General features: G+C 59.3%; 17 protein-coding genes. 3 read left to right on the forward strand and 14 right to left on the reverse strand.

The window, feature by feature from the left end:
• Nucleotides 1–23 precede the first annotated feature (23 nt).
• From GTU76_RS24450 to minC, 6 genes are all read right to left on the reverse strand, one after another.
• A complete protein-coding gene (locus tag GTU76_RS24450) occupies nucleotides 24–200 on the reverse strand; it encodes a hypothetical protein (protein ID WP_162835980.1) in 177 nt (58 codons plus the stop codon).
• 168 nt (nucleotides 201–368) lie between these two features.
• The gene (locus tag GTU76_RS24455) at nucleotides 369–1,658 is read right to left on the reverse strand and encodes a M18 family aminopeptidase (RefSeq protein ID WP_034151767.1); all 1,290 of its coding nucleotides are present in this window, start codon (nucleotides 1,656–1,658) and stop codon (nucleotides 369–371) included.
• A 176-nt stretch (nucleotides 1,659–1,834) separates the two neighbouring features.
• Nucleotides 1,835–2,470, reverse strand: a complete 636-nt coding sequence (locus GTU76_RS24460; RefSeq protein ID WP_016982865.1) for an RluA family pseudouridine synthase — start codon at nucleotides 2,468–2,470, stop codon at nucleotides 1,835–1,837.
• Nucleotides 2,471–2,560: 90 nt separating this feature from the next.
• A complete protein-coding gene (minE, locus tag GTU76_RS24465) occupies nucleotides 2,561–2,815 on the reverse strand; it encodes a cell division topological specificity factor MinE (RefSeq protein WP_003223146.1) in 255 nt (84 codons plus the stop codon).
• On the reverse strand, nucleotides 2,815–3,627 hold the full coding sequence (gene minD / locus GTU76_RS24470) for a septum site-determining protein MinD (protein WP_007913953.1): 813 nt from the start codon (nucleotides 3,625–3,627) through the stop codon (nucleotides 2,815–2,817). Before minD ends, minE begins: the two co-directional genes overlap by 1 nt.
• Before the next feature lie 169 nt (nucleotides 3,628–3,796).
• Nucleotides 3,797–4,534 (reverse strand): septum site-determining protein MinC, encoded by a 738-nt coding sequence (gene minC / locus GTU76_RS24475; protein ID WP_026000431.1) that lies wholly within the window; start codon nucleotides 4,532–4,534, stop codon nucleotides 3,797–3,799.
• Between the two features lie 117 nt (nucleotides 4,535–4,651).
• Between minC and GTU76_RS24480 the strand changes: the two genes are divergently transcribed.
• Nucleotides 4,652–5,584 carry a lipid A biosynthesis lauroyl acyltransferase gene (locus GTU76_RS24480; protein WP_016982867.1) on the forward strand — a complete coding sequence of 311 codons (933 nt, stop codon included), beginning with the start codon at nucleotides 4,652–4,654 and terminating at the stop codon, nucleotides 5,582–5,584.
• Nucleotides 5,585–5,619: 35 nt separating this feature from the next.
• A complete protein-coding gene (locus tag GTU76_RS24485) occupies nucleotides 5,620–6,792 on the forward strand; it encodes a patatin-like phospholipase family protein (RefSeq protein ID WP_180699792.1) in 1,173 nt (390 codons plus the stop codon).
• A gap of 133 nt (nucleotides 6,793–6,925) precedes the next feature.
• Here GTU76_RS24485 and GTU76_RS24490 read toward each other — a convergent pair whose 3' ends face one another.
• From GTU76_RS24490 to puuE, 8 genes are all read right to left on the reverse strand, one after another.
• Nucleotides 6,926–7,711 carry an outer membrane protein OmpK gene (locus tag GTU76_RS24490; protein ID WP_007913962.1) on the reverse strand — a complete coding sequence of 262 codons (786 nt, stop codon included), beginning with the start codon at nucleotides 7,709–7,711 and terminating at the stop codon, nucleotides 6,926–6,928.
• Between the two features lie 373 nt (nucleotides 7,712–8,084).
• A complete protein-coding gene (locus tag GTU76_RS24495; protein WP_016982869.1) occupies nucleotides 8,085–8,870 on the reverse strand; it encodes an outer membrane protein OmpK in 786 nt (261 codons plus the stop codon).
• A 160-nt stretch (nucleotides 8,871–9,030) separates the two neighbouring features.
• The gene (locus tag GTU76_RS24500; RefSeq protein ID WP_180699793.1) at nucleotides 9,031–10,383 is read right to left on the reverse strand and encodes a nucleobase:cation symporter-2 family protein; all 1,353 of its coding nucleotides are present in this window, start codon (nucleotides 10,381–10,383) and stop codon (nucleotides 9,031–9,033) included.
• Between the two features lie 165 nt (nucleotides 10,384–10,548).
• On the reverse strand, nucleotides 10,549–11,862 hold the full coding sequence (locus GTU76_RS24505) for a urate hydroxylase PuuD (RefSeq protein WP_180699794.1): 1,314 nt from the start codon (nucleotides 11,860–11,862) through the stop codon (nucleotides 10,549–10,551).
• Between the two features lie 51 nt (nucleotides 11,863–11,913).
• Nucleotides 11,914–12,417, reverse strand: a complete 504-nt coding sequence (locus GTU76_RS24510; RefSeq protein ID WP_034151759.1) for an ureidoglycolate lyase — start codon at nucleotides 12,415–12,417, stop codon at nucleotides 11,914–11,916.
• Between the two features lie 147 nt (nucleotides 12,418–12,564).
• Nucleotides 12,565–13,560, reverse strand: coding sequence for an allantoicase (gene alc, locus GTU76_RS24515; protein ID WP_007913974.1), 996 nt, complete (start codon nucleotides 13,558–13,560; stop codon nucleotides 12,565–12,567).
• Between the two features lie 87 nt (nucleotides 13,561–13,647).
• On the reverse strand, nucleotides 13,648–14,163 hold the full coding sequence (gene uraD / locus GTU76_RS24520; protein ID WP_016982874.1) for a 2-oxo-4-hydroxy-4-carboxy-5-ureidoimidazoline decarboxylase: 516 nt from the start codon (nucleotides 14,161–14,163) through the stop codon (nucleotides 13,648–13,650).
• Nucleotides 14,160–15,086, reverse strand: coding sequence for an allantoinase PuuE (puuE, locus tag GTU76_RS24525; RefSeq protein ID WP_095120001.1), 927 nt, complete (start codon nucleotides 15,084–15,086; stop codon nucleotides 14,160–14,162). Before puuE ends, uraD begins: the two co-directional genes overlap by 4 nt.
• 420 nt (nucleotides 15,087–15,506) lie before the next feature.
• Between puuE and uraH the strand changes: the two genes are divergently transcribed.
• Entirely contained in the window at nucleotides 15,507–15,860 is a 354-nt protein-coding gene (uraH, locus tag GTU76_RS24530; protein WP_007913983.1) for a hydroxyisourate hydrolase, read from the forward strand.
• Nucleotides 15,861–15,955 lie beyond the last annotated feature (95 nt).

Here is a 15,955-nt window from a genome sequence, read left to right on the forward strand (position 1 = left end):
TGCATTGCGAGCCGGGCGCGGATTTATTCGTTGAGTTTGGCGAGGATCTTGTACACCACCGTGGCGAGGATCGTCAGCATGCCGATCCACATGGCGAACACCCCGGCGTTCTTGTCACGGAAGTTGAAACCGATCGCCAACAGGATCATTCCGCACAGGATGGGAATGAGCATGGCGTGGAACGAAGACATCGAGATCATGGAGACTGCCTTGTCGAAATGAATGATGTAAGTCTAGGTCGGTTTCTGCCGGCCGGTATTGATCTGAGTAGGAGCTGCCGAAGGCTGCGATCTTTTGATTTTGTTTTTAAGATCAAAAGATCGCAGCCTTCGGCAGCTCCTACATTGAATCGCATTTTGCCGAAGGTTTTAAGGCAACTCGCGGCAGGCGTAGAACGCGCTCAGCACTTTGACCAGATGCGCCAGGTCATGGCTGCCGCACAGTTCGCGGATCGAGTGCATGGCGAAGGTCGGCAGGCCGATATCGACAGTGCGCACACCAAGGTGGCTGGCGGTGATCGGGCCGATGGTCGAGCCACAGCCCATGTCGCTGCGCACCACGAAGCTTTGCACCGGCACTTCTTCGGCCATGCACAGGTGGCGGAAGAACCCGGCGGTTTCACTGTTGGTCGCGTAGCGCTGGTTGCTGTTGACCTTGATCACCGGACCGGCGTTGAGTTTCGGGCCGTGGTTGGCGTCGTGCTTTTCGGCGTAGTTGGGGTGCACGCCGTGGGCGTTGTCGGCCGAGACCAGCAGGGATTTCTGGATGGTGCGGACGAATTCATCACCTTCCGGCAGCAGGCGGCGCAGGGTCTGTTCGAGCATCGGGCCGTCGGCACCGCAGGCCGAGCAGGAGCCGACTTCTTCGTGGTCGTTGCACACCAGCACGCAGGTTTCGTCGGTTTCGGCGGTGAGCAAGGCTTGCAGGCCGGCGTAGCACGACAGCAGGTTGTCGAGACGCGCGCCGGCGATGAAGTCGCCATTGAGGCCAATAACGGCGGCACTTTGCGTGTCGTAGAAACTCAACTCGTAATCCAGCACGACGTCGGCGTTCAAGCCATGTTCGCGGGCCAGTTGATCGGTGAGCACGGCACGGAAATCGACACGCTCGTCACCGGCAAATTGCGCGAGGATCGGCGGCAGTTCGGTCTGCGCGTTGATCGCCCACCCCTGATTGGCTTCACGGTTGAGGTGAATGGCCAGGTTGGGAATGATCGCGATCGGTGCCTTGAAATCGATCAACTGGCTTTCGACCTTGCCGTCGCGGCGGAAGGTTACGCGGCCGGCCAGCGACAGGTCGCGGTCGAACCACGGTGCCAGCAGCGCGCCGCCGTAGACTTCAACGCCCAGTTGCCAGAAGCCCTGACGCTGCAACTCCGGTTGCGGCTTGACCCGCAGGCACGGGCTGTCGGTGTGCGCGCCGACCAGGCGGATGCCGCCGTGCAGTGGCGAAGTGCGGCCCATTTTGATCGCGACTATCGAGGAGTCGTTGCGGGTGACGTAATAGCGGCCGTTCGGCTCGGTGGTCCATGGCTCGCGCTCGTCGAGGCGCACATAACCGGCAGCCTCCAGACGCTGCACCAGACTGGCGGTGGCGTGGAATGGGGTAGGGGAGGCCTTGAGAAAGTCGATCAGGCCTTGGTTCAACTCTTCGCGCATAAGAAACTCCAGACAGCAATGGGCGGGAGTTTAACGCATCGGCCGGGGAATTGAATCTGCACCGGACCTCTGTAGGAGTGAGCCTGCTCGCGATAGCGGTGTGTCATTCAAGTAAGTCTTGTCTGACATACCGCTATCGCGAGCAGGCTCACTCCTACAAGGGGTTACGGTGCCTGTCAGAACGGTGCGGGGCACTCGAAGCGCAGGCGTTCGCCGGTTTGCGGGTGGGTGAAGCTGAGCATGCTCGCGTGCAGGCACAGACGCGGCCATGCCGCCAGCGCCTGCTCGTGAGCGTAGAGCCCGTCGCCGAGCAGCGGGTGCCCGATCGACAGCATGTGCACGCGCAACTGGTGCGAACGACCGGTAATCGGCGTCAGCTCGACGCGACACCAGTCGCCGCAACGCTCCAGCACGCGCCAGAAGGTCAGCGCGTGTTTGCCGAATTCATGATCAACCACATGGCGCGGTTTGGTCGGTGGGTCGTAACGCAGCGGCAAGTCGATGCTGCCACTGTCGAGTTCCGGCTGACCCCAGGCCAAAGCGGTGTAGGCCTTTTCGGTTTCGCGGTCGTGAAACTGGCGCGACAGTTCGCGATGCGTGTCGGCGTCACGCGCAAGCAAAATGATGCCGGAGGTTTCCCAGTCCAGGCGATGGACGATGCGCGCTTCCGGGTAGCCGTTTTCCTGCAAACGGGTGATCAGGCAATCCTTGTTGTCGTCGGCGCGACCGGGCACCGAGAGCAGCAACGTCGGCTTGTTCACCACCAGTACGGCGGCGTCCTGATGGAGGATGTGGATGTTGGACAGCGGCATTAAAACAGCCTCGTAACAAATGCCAACGGCGGTTCAGGGCCATTCCCGCATGGGATGGCCCTGAACCGCCGTCGTACCTGCCGGATCGACTCAGCGATCAGGCAGGGTGATGTTGAGTTCCAGAATCGAGCAACTGCCCTGGCTTTCCAGTGCAACATGTACGTCGTCGTTACCGATGTTGACGTACTTGCGGATCACGTCGACCAGTTCCTTCTGCAAGGCTGGCAAGTAATCCGGCGTGCTGCGCTGGCCGCGCTCATGCGCCACGATGATCTGTAGACGCTCTTTCGCTACCGAGGCGGTACTTGGCTTTTTGTTGGCACGAAAGAAGTCAAAAAGGTTCATTACCTACCTCCAAACAGGCGCTCGAAGAATCCCTTCTTCTCGACATCGAGGAAACGGTGGGCTTTTTCTTTGCCCAGCAGACGGTCGACGGTATCGCTGTAAGCCTGACCGGCATCGCTCTGGTCGTCGAGAATCACCGGCACGCCCTGGTTGGATGCCTTGAGCACCGCCTGGGATTCCGGGATCACGCCGAGCAGGGTTACCGAGAGGATTTCCTTGACGTCTTCAACGCCGAGCATTTCGCCCTTTTCAACACGCTCTGGATGGTAGCGAGTGATCAGCAGGTGTTCCTTGATCGGGTCTTCGCCACGTTCGGCGCGACGCGATTTGCTCGCCAGCAGGCCGAGCATGCGGTCCGAATCTCGTACCGAGGACACTTCCGGGTTGGTCACGACGATCGCTTCATCAGCGAAGTACATGGCCAGGTGTGCACCTTTTTCGATGCCGGCCGGGGAGTCGCAGACGACGAACTCGAATTGTTCCTTGAGCTCCATCAGGACTTTTTCCACGCCTTCGACAGTCAGCGCGTCTTTGTCGCGGGTCTGACTGGCGGCCAGTACGTAGAGGTTTTCCAGGCGCTTGTCTTTGATCAGGGCCTGTTGCAGGTTGGCTTCGCCGTTGACCACGTTGACGAAGTCATACACCACGCGGCGCTCGCAACCCATGATCAGGTCAAGGTTACGCAAGCCCACGTCGAAGTCGACGATCACTGTTTTGTGGCCGCGCAGAGCGAGGCCGGTACCGATAGCGGCGCTGGTGGTGGTCTTACCCACACCACCCTTGCCGGATGTAACCACGAGAATCTTGGCCAAGGTGTTTCACCCCTAAGGAAGAAGGACTTTTTAGCCCCTGAAAAACATCTCTTGAAAACTACTGCAGTCGGACAGCCTTGGCTGGAATTCGGCGTTGAGCCTTTTTCCTACTTCGTTTGAGCCGTTTTCGCTACGTTTTAGAGATGCTTGGAAAATGCGGCAGTATCCGTTAAAGCCGAATGATGTTCAACACGTCGCCCGACAGGCTGACCTGTACGCCCGAGCCCCACATAGGGTCGCGACGCAAATCTTCGGAAACCTTGTAATGACCGGCGATGGAGATCAGTTCAGCGCTCAATTGCTGACAGAAAATCCGTGCCTTGGTGTCACCCTTCACGCCGGCCAGCGCCCGACCGCGCATCGGGCCGTATACATGGATGTTGCCATCGGCGAGAAGTTCCGCCCCCGGACTGACCGAGGACACCACGACCAGATCGCCACCCTGCGCATATATCTGTTGGCCACCACGTACTGGCGTGGTGATGACGCGGGTCGGTTTGACCGTTGGCTCCGGCGGTTTTTCCGGTTTCTTTTTGACTTCGGCTTCGGGTGTTTCCAGCGGCCGCTCACGGGCGCCCGACGGCGGCAATACCGGAATGTCGATGGCGATGGCGGCGGCGATGTCTTCGATGCGGCTGGCGCGAATCGCCAGGGTGCGCAGGCCATGTTGACGGCAGACGCGCATCAGGCCCGGCAGATCGACGGCACCTTCGCTCGGCGGCAGTTTGTCCAGCGCCAGAACCAGCGGCGCGTTGCTGAAGAAGTTCGGCGCCTGGGCGACTTTGGCGGCCAATTGCCGATCGAGGCTTTCGAGGTCGTTACGGGCCAGTTCCAGCACAGTAATGGCCAGCATGCTGCCCTTGAGCTGAAATACGGGATCTTGGTCTAACGGTTCGGTTTGGCTCATGTCGGCATACAACGGCTTGTCACTAAAAGTGCCGAGACTTATAACGAGAACGCCCGCAGGCCGCAAGCCGGGTCGAACGATGTAGAATGCGCGGCCACTGTATTTACGGAAGCTTTAATGGATCGCCCGCGTTTTCGAAAAGCATTTTTATCGCCACGCTTCTGGCCGCTCTGGTGCGGTCTGGGGCTTTTGTGGCTGATCGTGCAGTTGCCGTATCCGGCCTTGCTGACCATCGGTCGAGTTTTGGGCGCCTTGATGTATCGCGTGGCCGGCGACCGGCGGCGCATCGCCAAGCGCAATCTTGAGCTGTGCTTCCCGGAAAAATCCGCCGCCGAGCGCAAACGCCTGCTCAAGGAAAACTTCGCCTCCACCGGCATCGCATTCTTTGAAATGGCCATGAGCTGGTGGTGGTCGCGTGAACGTCTGGCCAAGCTGGCCCATGTCGAAGGCCTGGAGCATTTGCAAAAGGCCCGGCGCGAAGGCAAAGGCGTGATCCTGATGGCGGCGCATTTCACCACGCTGGAAATCGGTGCGGCGTTGCTCGGTCAGCAGCACACCATCGACGGCATGTACCGCGAGCACAAGAATCCGTTGTTTGACTATGTTCAGCGCCAGGGCCGCGAGCGGCACAACCTCGACTCGCTGGCGGTGGAGCGTGACGACGTGCGCGGCATGCTCAAGCTGCTGCGCTCCGGTCGCGCGATCTGGTATGCGCCGGATCAGGATTACGGCGCCAAGCAGAGCATCTTCGTGCCGCTGTTTGGCATTCAAGCCGCGACCGTGACTGCGACCACCAAGTTTGCTCGTTTGGGTAAAGCGCTGGTGGTGCCGTTCACGCAGGAGCGTTTGGCCGACGGCAGCGGTTATCGCTTGGTGATTCATCCTCCGCTGGAAGATTTCCCTGGCGAAACCGAAGAGGCCGACTGCATCCGCATCAATCAGTGGGTCGAGAGCGCCTTGCGTGCCTGCCCCGAGCAATATCTGTGGGCGCACCGTCGCTTCAAGAGCCGTCCACCGGGCGAGCCAAAGCTGTACGCCAAACGCGGTTGATTCACCCATCCTTTTAAGCACCATGGAGTGTTGCGATGAGCCCAGCTGAACCGGTCACAGGTTTGATTCTTTCCGGCGGCGGGGCTCGGGCGGCGTATCAGGTGGGGGTGCTGGCGGCGATTGCCGAATTGCTGCCGGTGGGCGCGGACAATCCGTTTCCGGTGATCGTCGGCACCTCGGCTGGGGCGATCAATGCGGTCAGTCTCGCCAGTGGTGCCACGGATTTTCGCGCTGCGATCGAGCGTCTCACCTTGTTCTGGCAGGGCTTTCGCAGTCATCGCGTGCTGCGCAGTGACTGGCCCGGGGTTATCCGTCAGGCCAGCCGCTTTGTCAGCCACAGCCTGCTCGGCCTCGGTCGGCAATTGCCGGTGGCGCTGCTCAACAGTTCGCCGCTGCGCGAACTGCTCAATGAAAAACTGCACATGCCCGGCATCGCCGAATCGATTGCGCGCAAGCAATTGCATGCGGTGGCGGTGACCGCGTTCGGCTATGAGTCGGGGCAGGCGGTGACGTTCTATCAGGGCGGCGGCAAGATCGATGCATGGCTGCGGCATCGGCGCATCGGGGTGCCGACGCAGTTGTCGGTGGATCACTTGCTGGCCAGTTCGGCGATTCCGTTGTTGTTCGCGCCGGTGAAAATTGGCGATGAATACTTTGGCGATGGCGCGGTGCGGCAATCGGCGCCGATCAGCCCGGCGCTGCACTTAGGGGCGAGCCGGGTGCTGGTGGTGGGTGTCAGCGGCAACCCGCGCGGGCTTGATCCGCAGCAGCCGCTGGAGCGCGCCTACACGGGGCAACAGCCGACGCTGGCGCAGATTGGCGGGCACATGCTCAACAGCACGTTCATTGACAGCCTTGAGAGCGACATCGAGTTGCTGCAGCGTCTCAACCAGTTCAGCCACTTGATGCCTGCCGGCACGCCGACGCGCGAGCTCGGTGTGGCACCGGTGGAGGTGCTGGTAATTTCGCCGAGTCAGCCGATCGATGAGATCGCGGCGCGGCATCGCCAGGAATTGCCGGCGGCGTTGCGTTTGTTCTTGCGCGGGCCGGGAGCGACCAAGACCAGTGGGGCTGGGGTGTTGAGTTATCTGCTGTTCGAGGCGGGGTATTGCAGCGAGTTGATTGATCTGGGGCGGCGTGATGCGCTGGCCAAACGTGAGGAGTTGTGCCGGTTTTTGGGCATATCCGAAGCGGTGGTTCCGGCTTGAGATTTGTGGTGCCGCCATTCGCGAGCAAGCTCGCTCCCACAGGGTTCGGCGTCGTATGCGGCATTTGCATTCAACATAGAACCACTGTGGGAGCGAGCTTGCTCGCGAAGGCGTCCATACGGACGCCGCCGGATCAGAAGTGGAACTTCACCAGGAAGCTCGTGGTGCTCTGATTGGTCTTGAACGCACCGGTGTCGTCGATGCCGTACTTGTCTTTCCAGTAGTCGTATTCCACACCGACATACAACTGCTTCTCGCCGAAACTCAACGCCTTGCCCAAGTCGTATTTGACCTGTGGGTTGAAGTGCAGGTTGGCGTGGTAATCGCCTTTGGAGTTGGAGTCGTTGTCGGTGACCCAGTCCATGAAGCCGTCGATCAGGATGTCCGACTTGCCGACCGGGATGGTATAGGACCAGACCGGGGTGATCTGCCAGACGTTGTCACCGGCGCGAGCACCTTGGGTGTGACGCTGGTAGAAGTTCAACTGGAAGTAGTCGAAGCCCGGGATCGCCAGGTCGAAGCCTGGACCGATCAGGTACGACTCGGTGTCGCCTTCGCCGAACTCGTAAGTCATCGCCACCAGCACGTCTTTGATCGGGCCGAACTCGATCTTCTGGTCGAGCACTTTGCCCAGCGAGATGCGCGGGCTGAACTCGCCGTAGTAGGTGTTCGGACCGTTGCTGAAGTCCTTGCCACCGTTGTAGAAGATCTTGTCGAGGAAGAAGAAGTTGTCCCCGTACTTCCACGCATCGGCGTGCTCGAAGGTGACGGTCTGCTGGATGCGCGGGTTGACCTGGAAGTCCTTGCCATAGAGGTAGGTCAGGCTGTTGTTCTGCCACTGCAGCAGGCCCTCGGCCATGGCCTGGCCGCCGGCCAACATTGATCCCGCGAGCATCAGGCTGGTGCACATACGTTTCATTCGGTTGCTCCCAAAGTAGGTGTTCCACGTTTATTTTTTTAAGATCGGCGCTCTGGTGTGGCGCCTTTTTTCGTTGCTGCAAAAGTCATCCGATCGGTCAGCTTCGTTGCTGTTAGCAAGAGCCGAGCCAAGGCTTTCGAAAAGCAAAAAAACACCCGCTCGGCTGCTGAAAAACAGTCGATTGAGTGTGTTTTCGGGATGCCTCGGTACTGACCGGGGCCGGGATAAGTTGGCTTTTCGGTCAGGAATTAAATCCGGGCTTTTTTTTAGACCGAATTCAAGAGGCCGCGGAGAATACTGACTCAACGGCCAGGTCTCAAGTGCCCCGCAACAGAGCACCGACGACAGGCATGGGGCACGGTTGCGGGCCATCTTAGAAGTGCACCTTCACCAGCAGGCTGGCGGTGTTCTGATTGGTGTCGAAGTTGTGGGTGTTTTCGACGCCGTATTTATTTTTCCAATAACTGTATTCGGTACCGACATACAGTTGCTTGTGGCTCCAGCCCAAGGCTTTGCCCAGGTCATATTTGATCTGCGGGTTGATGTGCAGGTTGGCGTGATAGGTGCCGCGCGAGTTCTCATCGTTGTCGACCACCCAGTCGAGGTAGCCGTCAATCAGCACATCGGAATTGCCCAGGGGAAAGCTGTAGGACCAGCCGGGGGTGATCTGCCAGACGCCATCGCCGGGGCGCGGGCCTTCGGTCTGGCGGCGGAAAATGTTCAGGGTGACGTAGTTGAAGCCGGGCACCTTGAGGTCGAAGCCGGGGCCGATCAGATAGGCCTCACTGTCGCCTTCGCCGTACTCGTAAGTCATGGCGAGCAGGACGTCTTTGATCGGGCCGAACTCAAGTTTCTGGTCGAAGATCTTGCCGAACGAGAAGCGCGGGGTGAATTCACCGTAGAAGGCGTGTGGGCCTTTGTTCGCGTCTTCTTTGCCGTTGTAGAAGATCTTGTCGACGAACAGGAAGTTGTCGCCGTACTTCCACTTGTCGGCGTGCTCGAAGGTCAGCGTCTGCTGGATCGACGGGTTGATCGCGAAGTTCTTGCCGTACAGATAGCTGAGGCTGTTGGTCTGCCACAGCAGTAAATCGCCGGCCATGGCCTGACTCGCGGCCAGCAGGCCGCCACTCAACAGAACGTTGGTTTGCGTGCGAATCATCTGTTGCTCCCTCTTGTTTTTATTGTTTGAGGCAGGGCGTTGCACAGTCCCTGTGGGAGCGAGCTTGCTCGCGAAAGCGGTGTGTCATTCAACAGGGATGTTGACTGACATGGCCTCTTCGCGAGCAAGCTCGCTCCCACAGGGATAATCGGTAATGCTGTTAATGCGCATGGCAGTCGTTGATCGCTGCGCGCTCTTTGCCGCCGAGAATGTTGAACAGCAGGTTCAGCGTCAGCGCGCTGAGCGTGGCCATGGCGATGCCGCTGTGAGTAATCGGGCTCATCCATAGCGGTAGATGCGCGAAGAACTCCGGACGTACCACCGGGATCAGGCCCATGCCGATGCTCACCGCCACCAGCAGTTGGTTGCGCCGATCACCGATGTCGGCTTCCTGGAGAATCTTGATGCCGGTGGCCGCGACCATGCCGAACATCGCAATCGCTGCGCCGCCCAACACTGCTGGGGGAATAGAGGCAACAAGGAATGCGGCTTTTGGCAGCAGGCTCAGGACGATCAGCAAGCCACCGGCAACGATGGTCACCGAGCGGCAACGTACACCGGTCATCTGCACCAGACCGATGTTCTGCGCGAACGAGGAGTGGGTGAAAGTGTTGAAGAAACCAGCGACAAACGAGGCGCCGGCATCACACAGCAAGCCGCGACGCAGCATGCGTGGGCAGACTTCCTGGCCGGTGATCTTGCCCAGCGCGAGGAACATCCCGGTGGATTCTACGAAGATGATCACCACCACCAGACACATCGACAGGATCGGTGCCAGTTCGAATTTCGGCATGCCGAAATGCAGCGGGGTGACGAACTGAATCCATGGCGCGTTGGCCATGCCGCTCAGGTCGACCATGCCGATCGCGCCGCACAGGATGTAGCCGAAGCACATGCCGATCAGTACGGAAATGTTCACCCAGAAACCGCGCATGAAGCGGTGGACCAGCAGGATAGTGCCCAACACCAGTGCGGCGATGGCCAGATAAATCGGTGAGCCGAATTGCGCGGCGCCAGCACCGCCGCCGGCCCAATTCACGGCCACGGGGAACAGCGATAAACCGATCGAGGTGATGACCGTGCCGGTCACCAGCGGCGGGAAAAAGCGCACGACTTTGGACATGAACGGCGCGATGAGCATACCGAAGAAACCGGCGGCAATCGTCGCACCGAAGATGCCTTGCAGGCCGATACCGGGCATGCCGGCCATGGCGACCATGCTGCCGACAGCGGCAAAACTGGCGCCCATCATCACCGGCATGCGAATGCCCATCGGGCCGATGCCCATGGACTGCACGATGGTGGCGATACCGGCGACCAGCAGGTCGGCGTTGATCAGGAAGGCAATTTCTTCACGACTCAGGCCAGCGGCCTGTCCAATGATCAGCGGCACCGCGATGGCACCACCGTACATCAGCAGAACATGTTGCAAACCGACCAGGATCAGTTGCAAAAGGGGCAATCGCTGAATGGCGGGTGCGTCGGGGATGCGCGCTTTGGACAGCTCGGACATGCAACACCTCGGATCTTTTTATTCTTGTGATTAACAGCTGTCGGGTTGCTCACAGCTGTTTCTTTGCATCAGGTCGACCGCGTTGCGGCCATTCGCGAGCAAGCTCGCTCCCACAGGAAATGCGTGATCTCTGTGGGAGCGAGCCTGCTCGCGAAGCTTTGTTGCTTAGTTGGTCTGTGCTCCCTGGGCGATCCATGCACCGATCAGGTCACGTTCCTGCTGGGTCATCTGAGTGATGTTGCCCAGTGGCATGATCTGCGTGGTGATGGCTTGCGCCTGGATGCGTGCCGCGTTCTGACGGATCTGCTCAGGGGTGTCGAACATCACACCGGCAGGCGCCGCACTGAACAACGGGCTGGTTGGTTTGGCCGAGTGGCAAACCGCGCAACGCTCTTGAATCACGCTGTGCACTTTGTCAAAACCAGGACCGGCGTTGGACGCTTGCGCCGGTGCTGCGGCAGGTTCAGCCGGTGCTGCAGGTGCCGCCGCTTCAGCCGGTTTCGCGCCACCGCCCAATGCCGTTTCCGGCAGCGGTTGGTACTCGATTTTCGCTGGTGCCTTGGCCACTTCCGGCGCGGTCGACATCGGCGTTGGGCCGGTGACGTAGGCCAGAGTGATCATGCCCACCGCCGCAACCGGCAGAGTCCAGGCAAACTTGTGGCTGTCGTGACGGGTGTTGAAGTAGTGACGCACCAACACCGCCAACACGGCGATCCCGGCCAGGATCAACCAGTTGTACTGGCTGCCATAGGTGCTCGGGAAGTGGTTGCTGATCATGATGAACAGCACCGGCAGGGTGAAGTAGTTGTTGTGACGCGAACGCAGCAAGCCTTTGGCTGGCAGCGCCGGGTCCGGCGTACGGTTCTCGGCAATCGCCGCGACCAGTGCGCGTTGCGCCGGCATGATGATGCGGAACACGTTACCGACCATGATGGTGCCGATGATCGCGCCGACGTGCAGGTACGCACCACGACCGCTGAACACTTTGCTGAAGCCATACGCCGCGCCGATGATCAGCACGAACAGAATGAAGCCGAGCAGAGCAGGGCGTTTGCCCAAGGCCGAATCACAGAGGAAGGAGTAGATGAACCAGCCGAGGAACAGCGAGCCGATACCGATGGCCACGCCTTCAGGGCCGCTCAGGGTGCTGCCCGGAGCCAGCAGGTAGAGCGTTGGATTGGAGTAGAACACCACGCACAGCAGCGCGATACCCGACATCCAGGTGAAGTAGGCTTCCCATTTGAACCAGTGCAGGTTCTCCGGCATCGCCGGTGGGGCCAGTTTGTATTTTTCCAGGTGATAGATACCGCCACCGTGGATCGCCCACAGGTCACCGGCCAGGCCGGTTTTCGGGTTGACGCGGTTGAGGTTGTTCTCCAGCCAGACGAAGTAGAACGACGCGCCGATCCAGGCCACGCCAGTAATCATGTGAACCCAGCGCACGCTCAGGTTCAGCCATTCCAACAGATGTGCTTCCACAGTCTTTACCTCTCGCCTGTCACTCTTGTTGTCGAGTGATCAGACCTTCTCTTATTGGTGGGGGGCGAGGATCAAACGCTCATCCTCTTTGAAAAAATGCTCATCGCAGTTATTGCCTGTGCCACTGCGATCAACCACCAGGAAGTCATCCCGCTTTTCGATCGTCAGCACCGGATGGTGCCAAACGCCGCGATGGTAATTAATGCCCTGCCTGCCGTTGGTGACGAAGGCGCGGACCAAGCCTGATACAGGTTCATCGCCAACTGGCGCGACCACGATCAGAAAGGGGTTGCCGAGCAGCGGTATGAAAGCCTGGCTGCCCAGCGGATGGCGTTCCAGCATGCAAACGGTCAGCGGCATGTCCTGCGCGTCGGCGCGGAAGATGCTGATGATCGCGTTGTCCTCAGGCTGAGCGGTTTCGACCGTCGCCAGTTTGTGGAAGCGCATGGTCGAACCGTTGTTGATCATGAAGTGATCGCTGCCGTCGGTTTCGATCACGTCACCGAAAGGGGCGAAGGCTTCTTTGCTCAGCGGTTCAATCGTTAGTGTGCGCATGCTGTTCTTCTTATCCGAATTCTGTGTTGTTCAACTTGTCAGTGCGTCTTGCGCGATCCCTGTAGGAGCTGGCGAAGCCTGCGATCTTTTGACTTGGTTTTTAAGATCAAAAGATCGCAGCCTGCGGCAGCTCCTACAGGCTCAGCATTACTTCGCGACCTTGCCGAGTACGCGCAGGCGACTTACGCCACCGTCCGGGAACACGTTCAGGCGGATGTGGGTGATCGGGCCCAGCGCCTTGATCTGCTCGACGAAGGTGTGTTCGGCGTGCATTTCCAGCTTCTGGCTCGGCAGCAGTTCACGCCAGAACAGCGACTGGGTTTCGATCTGGCTGTCAGTACCGCCCTTGACGAACGCGCCCTGGATCGAGCAGGTGTCCGGGTAGTTGCCTTTGAAGTGCAGGGTGTCGACGACGATCTTCTCGATCTCGCCCGGATGACCCAGCGCGACGATGACCCAGTCATTGCCCGGGGTACGACGACGTGCAGTTTCCCAGCCGTCGCCCATGTTGATGCCACGGCCCGGGTTGAGGATGTTGCTCATGCGGCCGAAGTGTTCGTCGGAGCAGGCGAGGGCGCGGCCACCGTTAAGGGCTGCTGCCAGATCGACTTGCTCGTTATCGCCAACCGCCGACCAGTCGCGGAACGGAATGCCGTACACGCGCAGACGGGCTACACCGCCGTCCGGGTAGATGTTGAAGCGCAGGTGGCTGAACGCTTGGTCGTTGCTGATTTCGTGGTAGTGGTGGCTGTTGCCCTGCAGCTCGACGGCCGACAGCACTTCAGTCCACTGAGTGTTTTCATCAGGCTCGCCCGAGGCCAGGAAGCACGCTTCCAGAGAGGCCGATGGCGGGAAGTTGCCGGTGAAGAATGAAGTGTCGATGTCCACGCCTTTGATCGAGCCCGGTACGCCCAGACGAATCACAGCGCTGTCGAAGCCTTCGAAGCGCTTGCGGCGCGATTCCCAGCCGTCCATCCACTTGCCGTTGTCATCGAACACGCCCTCCTTCCATACGGCCGGGGTCGGTTGGAACAGACGATTGGCGTCTGCGAACCAGTCATCGGTGACCGAGATGATTTTGGTGCCCAGACGGGCATCGGCCAGGTTGACGAATTTTTCGAAAGGTACGGCGTAAGCTTTCATTCTTCTTGTCTGCCTTTAAATAAGTGGCTGGGGATGCTTGCAAGACCCTGGGTACTCTCCGCGTTTGATGTACTCGGGTCAGGCTCGCTATAGGGTCAGTAAACGGAACAGGGCAATCTTGTTGATCTCCGCCAGCGCGCATTTGAACTCGGTGTCTTGCGAGTTGTGAATGCGCGTTTCGAACGCCGCGAGGATCTGATGCCGGTTGCTGCCTTTTACCGCCATGATGAAGGGAAACTTGAACTTGGCTTTGTAGGCGTCGTTCAGCTCGGTGAAGCGCTGGAACTCTTCGGCCGTGCATTGGTGAATACCGGCGCCAGCCTGTTCATTGGTGCTGGCTTCGGTCAGTTGGCCCTGAACGGCAGCTTTGCCGGCCAGGTCCGGGTGAGCGTTGATCAGTGCAAGCTGGCTGGCGTGATCGGCGCTCAACAGGATGTCGCTCATGCGCTGGTGCAGGGTTTCGATCTCGTCGATCGAAGCGTCCGCGCCCAGGTCATAGGCCTTCTCGGCCACCCATGGCGAATGTTCGTAGATGTCGGCGAAGGCTTTGACGAAAGCGTCGCGGCTCAGGCTCGACGGTTGCAGGGTTTGAAAGCGGCTCATTGGGCGGCCCCTTGGTACGGCTGGGTTTCGTGCCAGTGACGCGCGATATCGACGCGGCGGCTGAACCACACCTGTTCATGACTTTTGGCGTATTCGATAAAGCGTTTGAGCGAAGCGATGCGACCCGGACGGCCGATGAGGCGGCAGTGCAGACCGATCGACAGCATCTTCGGCGCTTCGGCACCTTCGGCGTAAAGCACGTCGAACGCGTCTTTGAGGTATTCGAAGAAGTCGTCACCCTTGTTGAAACCTTGCACCTGGGTGAAGCGCATGTCGTTGGTGTCGAGGGTATACGGGATCACCAGATGCGGCTTGCCGGTCGGGTTGTTCGGTTCCCAGTAGGGCAGGTCATCGTCGTAGGTGTCGCAGTCGTAGAGGAAACCACCTTCTTCCATGACCAGACGACGGGTGTTCGGGCCGGTGCGGCCGGTGTACCAGCCCAGTGGGCGCTCGCCGGTGATTTCGGTGAGAACGCGGATCGCTTCGAGCATGTGCTCACGTTCCTGCGCTTCGTCCATGTACTGGTAGTCGATCCAGCGATAGCCGTGGCTGCAGATCTCGTGGCCGGCATCGACCATTGCGCGGATCACGTCCGGGTGGCGCTGGGCGGCCATGGCGACTGCGAAGATGGTCAACGGAATGTCGAATTCCTTGAACAGTTTCAGAATCCGCCAGACGCCGGCGCGGCTGCCATACTCGTAAAGCGATTCCATGCTCATATTGCGCGCGCCTTGCAGCGGCTGGGCGGCAACCATCTCGGACAGGAAGGCTTCGGATTCTTTGTCGCCGTGCAGAATGTTGCGCTCGCCGCCTTCTTCGTAATTGAGTACGAACGACAGGGCGATGCGGGCATTGCCCGGCCAGTGTGGGTGAGGAGGGTTACTGCCGTAACCGATCAGGTCGCGTGGGTAGTCAGCGCTCACTGCAGTCTTCCTTCTTGTTCGTTGACAGATTTGTGTGGCGGCCTGGCAGGCTGGCGTCACAGCGATGGGCTGATTGTATACAACTTTATTCGCAATTTGTAAGCCTGAATTTTCGCATTTTTCACCGACTGTCATCTTTTGCTGCTATTGGCGTGAGCCTGCAAGAAACCTGCCTGACCAGTCAGCTAATGGATAGGAGGTTCAATGAATAGGCGTGTTGCTGGCAGAACTCGAGGAAACCCCCGAATGGCGGGGGTGGTGTGAAAAATGTCGTTTTTATTGTGTACAATTTTTTTGAAAAGTGTCTTAATCAGTCGCTCGCCGCAACTTTTCGTGCTCCGAATCGGTGCGGTCTCCTTTTCAACTGACTTCGGGAGGCGCGAAGTCTGACTGCTCTTTGCGGCCAGGCGCGCAGAATCAATGGGACGTTTGACAACACACGTTTTGGACGCTGCACACGGTTGCCCTGGCAGTTCGATCAAGGTCGAGCTGTACCGCGTTGAAGGTTCGCACCTGGAATTGGTCGCCAGTGCTGTAACCAACAGCGATGGCCGGGTCGATGCGCCGCTGCTGCAAGGCGATGATTATCGTACCGGCGTTTATCAGGTTCAGTTCCACGCGGGCGATTACTACCGCGCCCGAGGCGTTCAGTTGCCGGAGCCGGCCTTTCTGGACGTGGTGGTGCTGCGCTTCGGCATTTCTGCCGAACAGGATCACTACCACGTGCCATTGCTGATTTCGCCTTACAGCTATTCCACGTACCGGGGCAGCTGACCCCCAAGCAGCTGCCCCCACCGGGAAGCGACTGCGCATATAGCTTCTTTGGTCTTTCGCCCGCTCACACTGCGGGCTTTTTTTCGTCTGCGTCG

Source organism: Pseudomonas crudilactis, from assembly GCF_013433315.1.
GTDB lineage: Bacteria > Pseudomonadota > Gammaproteobacteria > Pseudomonadales > Pseudomonadaceae > Aquipseudomonas > Aquipseudomonas crudilactis.

What these genes read in the sequence shown, in the direction of transcription:
- GTU76_RS24450 (WP_162835980.1), bottom strand. Translation starts at nt 200, where the DNA reads ATGATCTCGATGTCTTCGTTCCACGCCATGCTCATTCCCATCCTGTGC.
- GTU76_RS24455 (WP_034151767.1), bottom strand. Translation starts at nt 1,658, where the DNA reads ATGCGCGAAGAGTTGAACCAAGGCCTGATCGACTTTCTCAAGGCCTCC.
- GTU76_RS24460 (WP_016982865.1), bottom strand. Translation starts at nt 2,470, where the DNA reads ATGCCGCTGTCCAACATCCACATCCTCCATCAGGACGCCGCCGTACTG.
- minE (WP_003223146.1), bottom strand. Translation starts at nt 2,815, where the DNA reads ATGAACCTTTTTGACTTCTTTCGTGCCAACAAAAAGCCAAGTACCGCC.
- minC (WP_026000431.1), bottom strand. Translation starts at nt 4,534, where the DNA reads ATGAGCCAAACCGAACCGTTAGACCAAGATCCCGTATTTCAGCTCAAG.
- GTU76_RS24480 (WP_016982867.1), top strand. Translation starts at nt 4,652, where the DNA reads ATGGATCGCCCGCGTTTTCGAAAAGCATTTTTATCGCCACGCTTCTGG.
- GTU76_RS24485 (WP_180699792.1), top strand. Translation starts at nt 5,620, where the DNA reads ATGAGCCCAGCTGAACCGGTCACAGGTTTGATTCTTTCCGGCGGCGGG.
- GTU76_RS24490 (WP_007913962.1), bottom strand. Translation starts at nt 7,711, where the DNA reads ATGAAACGTATGTGCACCAGCCTGATGCTCGCGGGATCAATGTTGGCC.
- GTU76_RS24495 (WP_016982869.1), bottom strand. Translation starts at nt 8,870, where the DNA reads ATGATTCGCACGCAAACCAACGTTCTGTTGAGTGGCGGCCTGCTGGCC.
- GTU76_RS24500 (WP_180699793.1), bottom strand. Translation starts at nt 10,383, where the DNA reads ATGTCCGAGCTGTCCAAAGCGCGCATCCCCGACGCACCCGCCATTCAG.
- GTU76_RS24510 (WP_034151759.1), bottom strand. Translation starts at nt 12,417, where the DNA reads ATGCGCACACTAACGATTGAACCGCTGAGCAAAGAAGCCTTCGCCCCT.
- alc (WP_007913974.1), bottom strand. Translation starts at nt 13,560, where the DNA reads ATGAAAGCTTACGCCGTACCTTTCGAAAAATTCGTCAACCTGGCCGAT.
- uraD (WP_016982874.1), bottom strand. Translation starts at nt 14,163, where the DNA reads ATGAGCCGCTTTCAAACCCTGCAACCGTCGAGCCTGAGCCGCGACGCT.
- uraH (WP_007913983.1), top strand. Translation starts at nt 15,507, where the DNA reads ATGGGACGTTTGACAACACACGTTTTGGACGCTGCACACGGTTGCCCT.